The organism is Emticicia sp. SJ17W-69, from assembly GCF_051209875.1.
In the GTDB taxonomy this organism is placed as follows: domain Bacteria; phylum Bacteroidota; class Bacteroidia; order Cytophagales; family Spirosomataceae; genus Emticicia.
In genome coordinates this window covers 2699144-2715232 of record NZ_JBNTQY010000001.1, presented here as the reverse complement: position 1 = coordinate 2715232, position 16089 = coordinate 2699144, and the positions used below count along the sequence as shown (strand labels likewise).

The following is a 16089-nucleotide window of genomic DNA, read 5'->3' as shown; positions in this document are numbered from 1 at the left end:
AAAAAAATAGTATTTTAAAATAAATTATGATTTTTACCATTTTGTGGTTGATTTTATCTCTAAATCAAAGTAATTTTAATATTCCAAGATTTTTTTTAAAAAAAATTAGAAATAGAATCTGTAATATTTTATATTTGAATCGTAATATTTTATAAACCTAATCTTACAATGTATTTTATGAAACACTCTTACCCGATTCCAATCAAAGCGTCCGTTTTGATGATTATGTTTTTATTCTGCGGTTCGATGGTTTTTGCCCAAAGGAAAGTATCAGGCAAAGTAACCGATGGCGAAAGTGGTACTGGTCTACCAGGAACAACAATTCAAGTAAAAGGTACAAACAAAGGAACTGCTACCGATGCCAATGGTGCGTATTCAATCGAAGTACCAAATAATGCAACTTTGGTATTCTCATCAATTGGGTATGTGCTTCAAGAAGTTGCGGTAGGAAATCAATCAATCGTTGATGTAACGTTGCAATCAGATACAAAGGCTTTGAGCGAAGTAGTTGTTACTGGTTATGCTTCACAACGTAAGAAAGACATTACTGGTGCTGTAACTGTTGTTGGAGCTAAAGAATTGCAATCACTTCCTGCAGCAAGTGTTGCTCAACAATTGCAAGGTCGTGCTGCCGGCGTAACAGTTGGAAATGACAACTCTCCTGGTGGCGGGACTATGGTTCGTATTCGTGGATTTGGGTCAATCAATAACAATAGCCCGCTATATGTAATTGATGGAACTCCAACACAAGGTACACTCAACCAAATCAACCCAAATGATATTGAATCAATGCAGGTATTGAAAGATGCTTCTGCTGCTTCAATCTATGGTGCAAGAGCTGCCAATGGTGTTGTAATCATTACAACTAAAAGAGGTGGTACAGGTGAGCCAAAAATCTCATTTGATATGTACACTGGTACACAAAGAGTGGGTAGAACACTTGACTTACTAAATACAAAAGAATTAGGTCAATTATATTATGAATCTGAAATTGGAGCTGGTAAAGCACCAGGTACATCACCATCAGCACAATATAAATTTGGAGCGGATGGTTCGCAAACAATTGCTGACTATATCTATCCAAACGTTTATGGTGCGTTACCTGCTAACTACACCTATACAAATGATATTGCAGACCCAAAATTAGGTGTTACTGCTTTTAATATTACAAAAGCAAACAAAGAAGGTACAGATTGGCAACATGTTATTTTTGGCCCAGCGAGAATTTCTAATTATCAATTGGGTGCAACTGGTGGTTCAAAAAATGGTAAATATGCTATTTCTGGAAGTTATTTTGATCAAGATGGTATCTTAAAATATACCAGCTATAAGCGTTATTCAGTTCGTGCAAATACTGAATTTACCAAAGGTCGTTTGACTTTTGGTGAAAACTTTACAGTTGCTTATGATGAAAGAGTAGGTGTACCAAGTGGTAACCAAAACGAGAGTAACCCAATTTCATTTGCCATTAGAATTCAACCAATTATTCCGGTATTTGATATTACAGGTGGCCCAGTGGCTTTGGGTGGTACTAATACATCTGATTTGAATGGTTTTGCAGGAAGTAGAGGTTCAAATCTTGGTAATGCTCCAAACCCATTAGCAAGACAATGGCGTGAGAAAGACAATATCATCAAAGGTACTCACATCTTTGGTAATATGTTTGCTGAAGTTGGTATCCTGAAAGATTTAAAATTCAGAACAAGTTTGGGTGTAGAATTTAATAACTATAACTTCTCACAATACTTTAATAGAGATATTGAAGCTGCTGAACCACGTAGTGCAAATAGCTTAACTGTTTCAAATAACTTCGATCGAGCAATCACTTGGTTTAATACTTTAAACTACAACAAGAAAATTGGTGCTCACGAGTTTAATATATTAGCTGGAACTGAAGCTGTTCAAACTTATGCTTTTGGTTTTAATGCTGCACGTAGTAATTATGCTTTTGATGACCTTTCATATCGTTATCTTAATCTTGGTGCTGCTGCTGGTTTAGCTAATGGTGGTTCTGGAGCGACTCTTAGTGCATTGTTCTCACAATTTGGTAAAATCAACTACTCTTATAAAGACTTTTTATTAGCTGACTTTACTATGCGTCGTGATGGCTCTTCAAGATTCTCGGCTGCTAACCGTTATGGTATTTTCCCAGCATTCTCAGTTGGATTACGTATGACTGAGTTTGACTTCATGAAAAAATTGACTTTTGTTGATGATTTGAAAATCAGAGGTGGTTGGGGAAAAACTGGAAATCAATTGATTCCGAACGTATATAACGCTTATACATTATATACACCAGATCCACAAAACAACGCTTATGATATTTCTGGTAGCGGTAACTCAATTGCGAACGGTTTTGACTTAACTCAATTTGGTAACCCTAATGGTAAATGGGAAACTAATACTTCAACAAACGTTGGTATTGATGCAACTTTATTGAAAAGTAAATTAGAAGTTATTTTAGACTTATACACTCGTACAACATCTGATATGTTGACTCAAGTGCCAATACCAAGAACAGCAGGAACTGGTTCAATTCCTTTTGTAAATATTGGTGAAGTTAACAATAAAGGGGTTGATTTGAATATTACTTACAGAGATAAAATTGGTCAGGTTAGATATACTATCACTGGAATGATCAGTAAATACAAAAATAACGTTGTTAAATTGAATAATGACCCTAATGCAACAATTTTTGGATTTACAACTCGTCTTCCTGCCATTTCGGTTACAAAAGCTGGTTTACCAATTTCAAGTTTCTATGGATACATTGTTGATGGTGTAATCAAAGATGATGCTGAAGCTGCCGCTGCACCTAAGTTTGGATCTTATACAAGAGCAGGTGTTTTCAAATTTAGAGATGTCAATGGAGATGGTGTGATCACAGCTGCTGACAAAACTATCATTGGAAATCCTCATCCAGATTTTACTTATGGCTTTAATATTAACTTAGGATATAAAAACTGGGATTTAGCAATATTTGGTCAAGGATCTTATGGCAATGATATTTTCAATTACCAAAAATTCTGGACTGATTTTAATACATTCCAAGGAAACCGTTCAAAAGATATGTTATATAATTCTTGGAAAAAACAAGGTGATGATGCTTTATTGCCACGTTTGAATTCACAAGATGGAACAAGTCAACAAATCTCAACTTATTTTGTTGAAGATGGATCTTATATGCGTATCAAAAATATCCAATTGACATACACGTTCCCAACAGCTCTTTTGTCTAAAATCAAAATAAGTTCAGCTCAGATTTATGTACAAGGTCAAAACTTGTTTACTTTCACAAAGTATAAAGGTTTAGATCCAGATATTAACTTGAGAAACTCTGGTACTGATAACCAAGATATTCACATGGGTATCGATGAAGGTGCTTTCCCAGTGGCTAAGTCATATAACGTTGGTCTAAGATTAGGATTTTAATTGATAAAACAAAAATTTTAAATACATTACAATGAAAAAAATATTAATAATAGCATTGATAGGAATAAGCGTTTCTTGTTCTGATTCATTCTTTGACATTCAACCTCAAGGAGCTGCTTCATTGGCATCCTTGAGTAATAAGAATGGTGTAAATGCAGTTTTGATAGGTGCCTATTCATTATTAGATGGTGTTGGTGCTGGTAATACTGGTCGTCAATCTACAATTTCAAATTATGTATTTGGAGGAATCACCAGTGGTGACGCTGTAAAAGGTACAGATATTGGTGACCAACCAGAACAAGAGTACATTGAACAATATAACTGGTTGTCTGATAATACTTATTTCTTGGGTAAATGGCAACATTCTTATGATGGCGTTGCTCGTTCAAACGAAGCAATTCAGTTGGTTGGTAACCCTGATGTAAAAGATATGACTGATGCAGAAAAAACGCAAGTTATTGCAGAAGCAAGATTTTTACGTGGACACTATCATTTTGAAGCTAAAAAAATGTGGAATAAAGTGCCTTACATTGATGAAAAAATCTATGTAGCAGCTGACCCAAATTCTACAAAAATACCTAATGACCAAGATATTTGGCCTAAAATTGAAGCAGATTTTCAATTTGCTGCTGACAACTTGCCTGCAACTCAATCTCAAAAAGGTAGAGCTACCAAATGGGCTGCAAAAACATACTTGGCAAAAGCACTTATTTTCCAAAAGAAATGGGCTGCTGCTAAGGCTTTGTTGGAGGATGTTTACAAGAATTCAGGTAAAAAATTGATGCCTAATTACCATGATAATTACAGAAACATTACTAATAATAATGCTGAGTCAATTTTCGAAGTTGAGTTCTCAATTAATGATGGTACAAATGGTAATAATGGTAATGCTGGTGACAACTTGAACTGGCCGTACTCTGCCAATGCACCTGGAAGAGGTTGTTGTGGATTCTATTTACCATCACATAACTTGGTAAATGCTTTCAAAACTGATAAAGATGGTTTACCTTTAATTGGTTCATCTCCAGACGGTACTGCTGATACATATAACCAAGTTGATTTATCAAATGACCAAGGTTTAAAATCAGACCAAGCATTTAGTCTTGATAAAACTGTTCCAGTTGATCCACGTTTAGATTGGACTGTTGGACGTAGAGGTGTAAATTTCTTAGATTGGGGTCCAATGCCAGGTTTTTCTTGGATTAGAAATCAAAGCTACTCTGGCCCATTTATTGGTAAAAAATGGATGTATTATTTAGCTGATGAGGGAAGCTCAACTCACTCAACCTCAAAAAGAAATGTTAATAATAACTATCGTTTATTAAAAATGTCTTCTGTAATTCTTTGGTTGGCTGAGTGTGAAATAGAATTGGGTAATTTGCAAGCTGGAGAGGATTATGTAAATATGATTCGTACTCGTGCAAAAACTGGTTCTGTTCAAGACCCATCTATCAATTATGTAGTAAATCCTTATCCTAAAGGTACATTTACTGATAAAGGTGCAGATTATGCAAGAAATGCCGTACGCATGGAAAATCGTTTGGAATTTGCTATGGAAGGTCATCGTTTCTTCGATTTAGTTCGTTGGGGCATAGCTGAAAAATATTTGAATAAGTATGTTTCAGAAGAGTCTAAAAATGGTACTGACAATACTGGTAGAACTTATAATAAGCGTGGTTATTTGGTTGGAAAATCATTTGCAGCTAAAAATGCTTATTTCCCATTACCAAATGATGAAATTTTGAATAGCCAAAAAGACGGTAAAGCAACATTAACTCAAAATCCAGGGTATTAATAGTATTTAAAATCCTCGATAATTCTAAAAAGAGTCAAAACATGTTGTTTTGACTCTTTTTTTGATTCTTCCTTTTGAATTTGTATTTTTGATAAATCTATCAACCCTAAAAATATATATGTGCCATTTATTGATCATGCTAACAGTCTCAGACTGGACAGCTTTCTTTGGAAGATTCCACCCACTTTTAGTTCATCTACCCATTGGCTTTATAATATTGATTTCCATCATTGAGATCTTCAAAATGTTAGGAAAATTGGAGGTTTCAAATGAACTCATCAAAATTGCTTTATTAGTGACAGCCTTGAGTGCTACACTTGCTTGTGTGGCAGGTTATTTCCTTTCTATGGAGGGTGGTTATAACGAAGAGATACTAATTGAGCATCAATGGCAAGGAATTTGGTTAGCAGTTTTTCTTTGGATTGCTTGGTTGGCAAAAAATGAATGGCTTACGCAGAAAATTGGAATCAACACAATCTTTTATGTTCCTGCAATATTTTTATCATGTATTTTAATGTTTGTTGCAGGACATCATGGCGGTAATCTTACACATGGTGAAACCTATTTGACAGATAATACACCTCCACCATTTCGTAGCTGGCTTGGAATGTCAGATAGATTAGTAAATATTAATAAAACAGATTTACCCAAAATTGTAAATGTAAATGAAGCATTGGTCTATCAAGAAATCATCCATCCAATTTTTAAACAAAAATGTGAACAATGCCATAATGCAAGTAAAAAGAAAGGAAACCTTCAAATGGACGAAATTGAGCTTATAAAAAAAGGTGGAAAAAATGGCGTAATTTTTAAGGCTAATCATGTTGAAGAAAGCGAATTTATCAATAGAATCTTGTTACCCGAATCTGATGAACACCACATGCCTCCAAAAGGTAAAAATCAAATTACAGAAAATGAACTTTCTTTAATGAAATGGTGGGTTGAACAAGGTGCGAGTTTTGACAAAAAAGTTTCACAGTTAACTGTAAATCAGACAATTAAGCCGATTTTGGCTTCGCTCGGTGGTGGAATAAATGTCATTGACAATAAAAATATTTCAACTGTTAAACAAGATAAGTTTGATTTAGAAGAGAAGATTCTTTCAATAGAAGTTGGGATCATTAATGAAGGAGTTTCAGAAGATATAAAAAAGACTAAGGCATTAATTCTGCCTATTGCTCAAAATAATAATTACATTGAAATCAATTATTTGAATAATTCAAAACTGACTGATAAAGAAGCAGTAGTGGTTTCAAATGCTCCTCAACAAACACTTTGGTTGAAATTAAGTAATACGCAAATTACAGATAAAACATTGGTTGAAATTGCAAAACTAAAAAATCTTACACGACTACATTTGGAAGGGACAAAAATTTCTGATAACGGTTTACAACAATTAAAAGAATTAAAAAATCTTGAATATTTGAACATCAATGGCACTTCAGTTACTGACGAAGGATTAAAAGTCTTAGGTGCTATGAAATGGTTGAAGAAAGTTTATGTATGGAAAACAAAAGTAACCAAAGCTGGAATAGTGCAATTGAAAAAAGAATGTCCTAATTTAGTCATTGAATCAGGCATCAATGATCAGCAAATGGCTTTGCTCATGCAGGCTAAGGCTGATACTGTAAATGATGATGTTTATAAGAAAAAATAAAAAAGAAGGCATGGATATTACTTTCATGCCTTCTAATTATCTTTATTAATTATACCTCTAAGAATATTTTTCTTTAACAAACCCTTCCCAATCTTCCACTAATTTACCTTTTAAAACTCGTGGAAATTTATGTTGACCGCCTTCCTTGCCACGCATTTTCATCCATTCATAAAATGCTTGTGTTGGTAAAACCTTTACAAAAATATTTTTCAAGGCATGACCTCTTTCAACGGCATAATCATCGTTAAGTTCACAAATTTTCTTGTCAATTAATTCGCAAAGCTGCTTTTCATCAACTTTATCATCAGTAGCAATGTACCATTGATGAGCAAATAAAGGTGGATGTTTTACGCCAATAACTGTAAACTCTCTAATATCAAGACCTAAATCTTTTGAAACAAGTTCGATTGCATGATTCATGTTATCGACCGACAAATGTTCACCGCATAAACTTAAATAATGTTTAGTTCGGCCAGTAATTTTAATTTCGGCCATTTTTTTATCGGTAAACTTTATTGTGTCACCAATCATGTAACGCCAAGCACCAGCACACGTTGAGATAAGAAGTGCATAATCAACATCTTCTTCAACTTCATCAACCATCAATGTTTCTGGGCTTGTTACTAAATTACCATCTTCATCAAAATTATTTTCATTGAATGGAATAAATTCAAAGAAAATTCCCCGATTTAAAACTAATCGAAGATTCCCATTAGGACGGTCTTGATAAGCAAGAAAACCTTCTGAAGCCATGTAGGTTTCGATATAAATTACAGGTTTACCAAATAGTTTTTCTAAACCTTGTTTATATGGATCCAAAGAAACCCCTCCCCATGCAAAAGCAGTAAGGTTTGGCCAAATATCATGTATTGTATTTAAATTATATCGCTTAATGATTCGTTCGAGTAAAATTGTATGCCAAGCAGGCACACCTGCCAAGAAACCAATGTCCCAATTTGGTGCATTGGCAGTAATATCTTCTAATTTATTTTCCCAGTTTTTTAAAGCCGCAATTTTTTGACCAGGTTTGTAAAAATTTTGAAACCAAATTGGGATTGTACCAGTTGTGATACCACTAAGATCGCCTTCGTAATGAGAATCAACTTCATTTAATGCGGTACTACCTCCAAGCATTAGATATCCTTTTTCGTAAATGTCGGCAGGTAATTCAGTATATTTTCCAAGAGTTATGATTTGATTGATACTTGTTCGCTGAATAGCTTTTATCATATCTTTGGTCACAGGAATTGCTTTTGACGAAGCATCCGAAGTACCAGAACTTAGTGCAAAATATTTAACTTTACCTGGCCAACAAACATTTTTTTCTCCCAAACGAGCTTTATACCACCATTCTTTATATATTTTTGAATAATCATAAATTGGCACATTCTGCTTGAATTTTTGGTAAAATTCTTTTTCACCGTCAAAAATTGCTGAACTAAGAATTTCTTCAAAGTTAAAGGCTTCGCCAAACTGTGTATAACGAGCTTTAGAAATAAGTTTAGTAAAAGCCTTTTTTTGCCATTTCAAAGGTTTAATTTTCCTTATTTCTTGAATTTTACTAGTAAATGTGATACTGCCCTTTAATAATCTGCCTAATACTGCCATATGATTTTCGCTCTTTTTCAGTAATAAATTTTGAGTTTTACGATTAATCCAATAAACACTTTTTAAATTAACTCCTAACTCCTAACTCCTAACTCCTAACTCCTAACTCCTAACTCCTAACTCCTTCAAAGTTTCCATTTTTTCAAACTTTTTATTGTCGAATGAGCAGTCATATCGTAATGAACAGGTACAATCGCCACATAATTTTCATTAATTGCATGAATATCAGTGCCTTCAACATCAGGTTCACGATTGACATAATCACCACCCATCCAAAAATAAGGTCTACCGTGTGGGTCATGTCTGAAATCAAATTCCTCGTGCCAATAGCCGTTTGTCTGACGGCAAATTTTTATTCCTTTGATTGGTTTCTCAGATTTTTTCGGGAAATTAACATTTAAGGCAACATGTGCAGGAAATTCATGACTTAGAGCCTTTTCTGTGATTCGCTTTATCCAACGTTTTACATGTTGAAAGTCAGCATCATATTTAAAATCATCAATTGAAAAGCCTATTGAAGGAATTCCTTCGATTGCTCCTTCAACTGCCGCTGACATAGTACCCGAATAAATTACAGAAATAGAAGCATTTGCTCCATGATTGATACCACTCACAACCAAATCAATTTTTCTATCTTTCAAAAAATGATGTTTTGCTAATTTTACACAATCTGCTGGTGTTCCCGAACATTCATAGGCTTCTAAACCTTTAAATAATTTTGATTTTTTTACGTGAATGGTACTATCAACAGTGATTGCATGACCCATACCGGAATTGGGACTATCAGGAGCCACAACGAATACTTCTCCTATTTTTCGCATCACCTCAATCAAAACCGAAATTCCTTTAGAAGTAATACCATCATCATTTGTAACTAAAATTAGTGGTTTCATATACTGTTAGGCGAACTTTCAGATCGCAGATAATATTTTGATGCAAATTAACAAAATGTTATGTAAGCAGAGTTTATATTTGTGAAGAATTTTTGAAAAACTATGATTATTACTTATAAAAAAGCAAAAAACAAAGATATTGAACAAATAAGATTAATTGCTGAAAAAACATGGTTTGTAACTTATGAACCAATTTTAGGTAAAGAGCAACCGAAATTTATGTTTGATTTGATTTATAGTGAAACAGCACTTGCTGAGCAAATGACAAATGGACAAGTATTTGTTTTACAATTTGCTGATAATCAAATTGTTGCTTTCGCATCTTATTCGTTAAAGGACGAAAAAGAAAGTGTGTATAAGTTGAATAAATTATATTTAGATCCAACTTTTCAAGGTGGTGGATATGGTAAAAAATTATTATCAGAAGTGGAATCCCAAGTTAAAAACTTAGGTGGAAAAATCCTTGATTTGAATGTTAATCGGTATAATAAAGCTCGTTTTTTTTATGAAAAAGTGGGTTTTGAAATTATTTTAGAGGAGGATATTCCAATTGGAGATTATTGGATGAATGATTTTGTGATGAGAAAAATATTAATTTAATCAATATAATAATTTGATTCTCTCGATATATCTTTCAAACCTTGAAAGGTTTTGTGTAGGCTTTCCCGATTCTATATATTCAACTGAAAAGTTTTCATTTGAAAGTAAATTCAGCTTACTTAAAATATTCTTTAAGTGCCGAGCAGTACCTTCATTTCCATCAAAAATGCTTAAATGAGGGGCAATCTCTCGGAAAGTAGGTTCGTAATAGGTAAAATGAGTACAACCTAATACGACAGAACTAAACTGTTTGATATCAAATTGCTGTAGCGAATCTTGAATATATTGCTTAGCTTTTTCATCGAAAACTTCAGATTCGGCCAATTTTACCAATTCTGGCAAAGCTAATCTCTCAACTAAATTATTGGCATTTAATAAGTCAACCAATCTCTGAAATCTTGCCGAACGTAAGGTAATAGGGGTAGCACAAACCAATATTTTTCTCCCAAATTTGTCATTATCAACAGCCACTTTTACTGCTGGTTGAATGGCAATAATGGGCAATGTGTAACGATTACGTAAATCTTCAACACAAACATTAGTGGCGGTATTACAAGCTAAAACAATGGCTTTTACATTTCTTTGAAGAAAATAATTGACCGCATCTTCCACATAAGATTTTATCTGTTCTTCGGATTTTGTGCTGTAAGGAACGTTTTCTGTATCGGCATAATAGCAAAATTGCTCATTTGGCAATTGCTGAATGATTTCATGTAGAAGAGTGAGTCCGCCAATTCCAGAATCAAAAACGCCTATCATTTAAGAAATTACGACGGGGTCGCCCGTGCGATTTAGGATTTACGATTTGCGAAAAATGCAAGTCGCTTATAATCAATGACTTATATTTTTTTCTTAAAAATTCAATAAAAGTGTCTTGATGAATAATCATGAAGAATTATTCATGAATTCATTCAACTGCTCATTCTTTTTAAAAAGGAAACTCTTTTTCATCATCTAAATTTCGAGCTTGATTAGCCTTGCTACCCAATGTGACTGTTCCACCAATATTAGGGCTTGGCATAGAACTTGGAGCTGAACTTTCAAAATTTTCTAATGAATTAGCAGAAATGATTGGTTTTGGAATATTAAAATCACCAAAATTATCTTGTCCTGGAAGTGGTGTGTAAAAACCATCCAAATCTGTAAATTTAGTGTATTTTCCAATAAATCTAAGCTTTACAGTATCTACATCTCCGCTTCGGTTTTTGGCAATAATTACTTCACCAACTCCTTCAGTTGAATTGCCTTGTTCGTCTTGTGTAATTTTATAATACTCAGGACGATACAAAAACATAACCATATCAGCATCTTGCTCAATTGAACCAGATTCACGCAAGTCAGATAATTGAGGTCGCTTATCACCTCCACGAGTTTCTACTGCACGACTTAATTGAGAAAGAGCAATAACAGGCACATTTATTTCTTTAGCAAGGTTTTTCATGGCACGAGAAATCGCGGCAATTTCTTGTTCACGATTGCCTTTGCCACCGCTACCAGTATCGGCAGTCATTAATTGCAAATAATCAATAATCACCAAACCAATATCAAATTGAGCTTTTAAACGACGACATTTTGCCCGCATTTCTAAAATAGATAGGGCAGGAGTATCATCAATATAAATGGGTGCATTCGAAAGATTTTTTATCTTTTGATGCAGTTGTACCCACTCATGATTTTCGAGTTTTCCCTTGCGTAATTTATTACTATCAATTTCAGCTTCGGCAGAAATCAAACGTAACATTAATTGTGTTGCCGACATCTCCAAAGAAAACATAGCCACCGGAATATTCCATTCAACAGCAGCATTTCTCATGGCAGAAACAACGAAGGCTGTATTATGAGTTACAGTCATATCTTCCAGCAAAAACAAATGATTGCCGTCAATTTCAAAACCGTAATAATCGTCAACTTTGTCAAATTCTACTTTAATTCCAGTTACTCTCCAATCTGCTTTGGCTTTTAATTGACGAGCTTTTTTACGTTCAATTCTTGTTGGAATGGAATCTAAATTACCAAAAATACGAACTCTAAAGGTAGTTCCTTCAAAATTCAAAGCTTTTATTGTGGTTTTTTTCTTTTTTATTGAAGTTCTAAAACCCAAAGAATCACACAAGAATTTTATTTGATGAGCTAAATTTTCATTCTTTTGTGAGATTTCAAAACAGTTGAATTTTTCATCGTAATTACCATCACTATCCAATAATCCTGCTAATAATTGCAAACGATTTTCCTTAGAATTAATTAAATAATGTTGGGGAATGTGTTTATTTTGGAGAAGATTTAGTTCTCTAAGCTCATGTTGAATACTATAAAAATCTTGTTTTCCTTGGAAACCTTTGGTGATTCCATAGTTCGGTGTTTTGCCAACTTGACTATATTCTACTAATTCCAATTCTAACTTTTCAGCATATTCTCCTAGAAAACCTACAACTTCCGTATCAATATTAGTTATTCTTGAACTATAAGAGTGACCATCTCCTAACCAAAGCCCCAAGAAATAGGGTTCTAATTCAAGATTTCTTTCTTCAAAATCGATTTCAACTTTATAACCTTTATAATTTGATTTAAATTTATCGGATTTATCAAGATAATCTTTTACTGTGATATTTAAAACTTCACCTTTTTTATATTTTCCTTCATTACGACTGCGTTTCAAAGATAAAATATGGCTTTCATTTACTCGATAGTCAATCGCTTTATTTTGACGAATCCAGTACATTTTTTCTTGTCCACGAGCAATTGAAAGTACATTTCTTGGCGTAGAATCGTCGCCCATTAATAAGTCACCTTTTTCAACATCCTCAACTTTTTTCAAAGTACCATCATACATCAATACTTTTGTTCCTTTACCTAAGCATTTTCCCATCGCTGGCCTTGCAGCAATGATAGTAAGTTCAGTATTTTGCCAACCACTTGTGATTCGGTCAAGTTCAGTAAATCCACTTGCTACCCCAGTCAGACCATCTTTATTATTTTTCTTCTTCTCTAATTCTTCAATGGTAGCCCGCATAATTGTGCTGGCATCAGCATAGTTTTTACGAATATTTCTTTCCGAAATTTCAAAGAAATTTTGTTCAATTTTATCCAAAAGGTTAAATACATCCGTTGTATCTTCATAAGCATCCTTTAGGATTTCACCCGCAATTTTAATCATATCTCGCTTGATGGCAGATTGAGTAATAATACGAGCATGGTATTCAATATTTGCAGCAGAATTTACTTTATTTGTCAATTTGACTAAATACGAGGCACCTCCAACAAACTCTAATTCACCAGTACTTCTCAATTGAGTTGTAACGGTGAGCATATCTATTGGTTCGGATTTACCAAATAGAGAAATAATTGCTTTATAAATTCTTTGATGAGATTCTTTATAAAAGCTTGAATCTTGAAGAATGTCAACTACGGCAGTGAGGGCATCTTTTTCAATCATCAAAGCTCCTAAAACGGCTTCTTCAAGCTCAACGGCTTGGGGTGGGAGTTTGCCTGATTCAGACCTTAGTGTTTCCAAAAAGAGATTTTTTCCAAAACCTCTTTGGTTTTGATTAGCATTAACTGGGTTATTTTGATAACTTTTTTCCATAATATTAATACAATGTTAAGGAAAATTCTTTTATCAAAAAAGCAAGCAACTTTTGAATATTTTAGTTATATTGACTAATAGCTTGATTATCAGCTAAAAATAAGTTTTTTAAGATTTTTTTGTGGAAAACTCAACAAATATGTGAATAATTTTTGAACTTTGGGAGTTAATAAGCTTGAGTACTTTCATTTAGAAAGTTCATATAAGATAATATTAAAATATCACATAAACAAACCATAATTGAATTTTGACAGATAAAGTATTTACGTTGGATGAAGAAATCTCATTGACAGATTTTCTTGGGGTTGAAAATAATAATATCAAAGAGCTTGCAAAAGCTTTTCCATTGAGTAAAATCATTTCTCGTGGGAATCAAATATTAATCAAAGGGAATGTTGACGAAATTCATAGAATTTCAGATGTCTTAGAAGCATTGATTCAGCATTTAGAAAAATATGGACGACTGACAACGGAACAAGTTCGCAGTTATATAAAAGCCGATATAGAATCCGCAACACATGAAACACCCGATGATGATTTAATATTGATCGGTACGAAGGGTAATGCCATCAAAGCAAAAACTGCTAATCAAAAGAAAATGGTTGAGGCAGGTAAGAAATTTGATATTGTATTTGCCACTGGACCTGCAGGTACGGGGAAGACCTATACAGCAGTTGCTTTGGCAGTAAAAGCATTGAAAGATAAAGAAGTTAAGAAAATTATCATTACTCGTCCAGCGGTTGAAGCTGGTGAAAATTTAGGATTTTTGCCTGGAGATTTAAAAGAGAAAATTGACCCATATTTGAGGCCAATCTATGATGCTTTAGATGACATGATTCCTTCAGAAAAACTAAAATTTTATATTGAGAATCGTACCATAGAAATTGCTCCATTAGCCTACATGAGAGGTAGAACACTCAATAATGCTTTTATACTATTAGATGAAGCACAAAATACCACGCCTATGCAGATTAAAATGTTTTTGACTCGTATGGGACCTCTTTCAAAAGCATTTATTACAGGAGATAAAACTCAAATTGATTTACCTTCTAAGCAGAAATCAGGTTTAGCAGATGCTTTGCATATTTTAAAGAATATCACAGGTATTGGCTTTATTGAATTAGATGATCGAGATGTAGTTAGACATAAATTAGTGAGAGACATTTTAAAAGCTTATGAAAGTGCTGATAATAGTTAACATGCAGACTGGATTTGCAACCAAAAACTAAGTTCGACACGTCTTATTAGAATGAAAAAAAAATTAACAATCATTTTCTTGTTTTTGCATATTTTTGCTTTTGCTCAAAGAACAAGAGTATGTGCAAATGCCTATTGCGATTCAGTTATTAAAATGAATCATCCAGAACTTTCTCTCCAAAAAATAAGGTATGAGCAAGCTCTAGAAACGTATCTCAATGGTCAAAAAAATCTTCGTGTAGCTTCTGAGATTATCAGAATTCCAGTAGTTGTGCATATAATTCATAATCAAGCCAATAATGAAATTACTGGTAATAATATTTCTGATGAGCAAATTTATTCACAAATAAAGGTTTTGAATGAAGATTATAGAAGAAAAGCAGGGACATTGGGTTTTAATTCTAATCCAATTGGTGCCGATGTAGAAATAGAATTTTTTCTAGCAAACATTGACCCAAATGGTAATCCTTCATCCGGTATCACTCGTTCATATACTACAAAAAAAATCTTCAATATTACAAGTGATAATGATCGTCAAACGATGTCAAACTTGTCATATTGGGATAGCAATAAATACCTAAATATTTGGGTTGGAGCGTATAATTCAGGTTATATTGGATATGGTGAATTTCCTTATGCTGAAACCATTTCAGGTTTAGATAATGAAGCAACAGAAAGCCTTGATGGAGTTTATATTGATTATACAGTTTTTGGAAAGAAAATAGGTACAAATACCAAAGGTTTATATAGTTTTGGACGTACTGCAACGCACGAAATTGGACATTGGCTTGGGTTATATCATACTTGGGGAGATGAATACTGTGGAACAGATTTTGTGGCGGATACTCCTCCAACATCGACATCTAATATTAATTATTGTAATGCAGTTTTTTCAAATTGCGGCGGAACAAGAACACGTAACTTGATTGAAGATTACATGGATTATACGCCTGATTCATGTATGAATATTTTCACTCAAGGTCAAAAAGATAGAATAAGAGCTGCATTAGACTTGAGCAAACGTCGTAGGAGAGTGGTTAACTTTGCAAAATATCAACTCCCACCCTCAACAACCTTAGAGGCTACCATATTCCCAAACCCAGCGAGTATCACTGCTGTACAAGTTCAAGTATTATTGCCAAATTTTCAAGATTTTAATATTAAAATCAAAGATATTTTTGGAAGAGAAGTTTATTCCGAATTTTTTACTGATTTGCCCAGTACAGTTGTTACACTCAAAACCAAAGATTTACCTCCGGGCAATTATATTTTAACCGTTACCTCCAATGCTCAACAGGTACAAAAAAGACTGGCTTTGTTTTAA

Annotated in this window: 10 protein-coding genes; 6 read left to right on the top strand and 4 right to left on the bottom strand. The window is 33.7% G+C overall.

From position 1 onward, the window contains the following. Positions 1 to 177 precede the first annotated feature (177 nt). From ACQUQZ_RS11085 to ACQUQZ_RS11075, 3 genes are all read left to right on the top strand, one after another. Complete coding sequence (locus ACQUQZ_RS11085) at positions 178 to 3432, top strand: SusC/RagA family TonB-linked outer membrane protein (protein WP_435354995.1); 3255 nt, start codon at positions 178 to 180, stop codon at positions 3430 to 3432. 31 nt (positions 3433 to 3463) lie between these two features. Then, on the top strand, positions 3464 to 5227 hold the full coding sequence (locus tag ACQUQZ_RS11080) for a RagB/SusD family nutrient uptake outer membrane protein (RefSeq protein WP_435354994.1): 1764 nt from the start codon (positions 3464 to 3466) through the stop codon (positions 5225 to 5227). Positions 5228 to 5345: 118 nt separating this feature from the next. Then, positions 5346 to 6884, top strand: coding sequence for a c-type cytochrome domain-containing protein (locus ACQUQZ_RS11075; RefSeq protein WP_435354993.1), 1539 nt, complete (start codon positions 5346 to 5348; stop codon positions 6882 to 6884). Positions 6885 to 6941: 57 nt separating this feature from the next. Here ACQUQZ_RS11075 and ACQUQZ_RS11070 read toward each other — a convergent pair whose 3' ends face one another. Both ACQUQZ_RS11070 and surE read right to left on the bottom strand, forming a co-directional pair. Beyond that, positions 6942 to 8492: a GH3 family domain-containing protein gene (locus tag ACQUQZ_RS11070; RefSeq protein ID WP_435354992.1), complete on the bottom strand. Its 1551-nt coding sequence runs from the start codon at positions 8490 to 8492 to the stop codon at positions 6942 to 6944. Between the two features lie 125 nt (positions 8493 to 8617). Then, a complete protein-coding gene (gene surE, locus ACQUQZ_RS11065) occupies positions 8618 to 9385 on the bottom strand; it encodes a 5'/3'-nucleotidase SurE (RefSeq protein WP_435354991.1) in 768 nt (255 codons plus the stop codon). A gap of 102 nt (positions 9386 to 9487) precedes the next feature. Between surE and ACQUQZ_RS11060 the strand changes: the two genes are divergently transcribed. Beyond that, positions 9488 to 9985, top strand: a complete 498-nt coding sequence (locus ACQUQZ_RS11060; RefSeq protein ID WP_435354990.1) for a GNAT family N-acetyltransferase — start codon at positions 9488 to 9490, stop codon at positions 9983 to 9985. Here ACQUQZ_RS11060 and murI read toward each other — a convergent pair whose 3' ends face one another. Both murI and dnaB read right to left on the bottom strand, forming a co-directional pair. Continuing rightward, positions 9986 to 10744, bottom strand: coding sequence for a glutamate racemase (murI, locus tag ACQUQZ_RS11055; protein ID WP_435354989.1), 759 nt, complete (start codon positions 10742 to 10744; stop codon positions 9986 to 9988). 169 nt (positions 10745 to 10913) lie between these two features. Continuing rightward, entirely contained in the window at positions 10914 to 13568 is a 2655-nt protein-coding gene (gene dnaB / locus ACQUQZ_RS11050; RefSeq protein ID WP_435354988.1) for a replicative DNA helicase, read from the bottom strand. Between the two features lie 247 nt (positions 13569 to 13815). Between dnaB and ACQUQZ_RS11045 the strand changes: the two genes are divergently transcribed. Both ACQUQZ_RS11045 and ACQUQZ_RS11040 read left to right on the top strand, forming a co-directional pair. Next, a complete protein-coding gene (locus ACQUQZ_RS11045; protein WP_435354987.1) occupies positions 13816 to 14766 on the top strand; it encodes a PhoH family protein in 951 nt (316 codons plus the stop codon). A 51-nt stretch (positions 14767 to 14817) separates the two neighbouring features. Continuing rightward, positions 14818 to 16089 (top strand): M43 family zinc metalloprotease, encoded by a 1272-nt coding sequence (locus ACQUQZ_RS11040; RefSeq protein WP_435354986.1) that lies wholly within the window; start codon positions 14818 to 14820, stop codon positions 16087 to 16089.

Coding starts and splice junctions, on each gene's coding strand:
- ACQUQZ_RS11085 (WP_435354995.1), top strand. CDS start 178: ATGAAACACTCTTACCCGATTCCAATCAAAGCGTCCGTTTTGATGATT.
- ACQUQZ_RS11080 (WP_435354994.1), top strand. CDS start 3,464: ATGAAAAAAATATTAATAATAGCATTGATAGGAATAAGCGTTTCTTGT.
- ACQUQZ_RS11075 (WP_435354993.1), top strand. CDS start 5,346: ATGTGCCATTTATTGATCATGCTAACAGTCTCAGACTGGACAGCTTTC.
- ACQUQZ_RS11070 (WP_435354992.1), bottom strand. CDS start 8,492: ATGGCAGTATTAGGCAGATTATTAAAGGGCAGTATCACATTTACTAGT.
- surE (WP_435354991.1), bottom strand. CDS start 9,385: ATGAAACCACTAATTTTAGTTACAAATGATGATGGTATTACTTCTAAA.
- ACQUQZ_RS11060 (WP_435354990.1), top strand. CDS start 9,488: ATGATTATTACTTATAAAAAAGCAAAAAACAAAGATATTGAACAAATA.
- murI (WP_435354989.1), bottom strand. CDS start 10,744: ATGATAGGCGTTTTTGATTCTGGAATTGGCGGACTCACTCTTCTACAT.
- dnaB (WP_435354988.1), bottom strand. CDS start 13,568: ATGGAAAAAAGTTATCAAAATAACCCAGTTAATGCTAATCAAAACCAA.
- ACQUQZ_RS11040 (WP_435354986.1), top strand. CDS start 14,818: ATGAAAAAAAAATTAACAATCATTTTCTTGTTTTTGCATATTTTTGCT.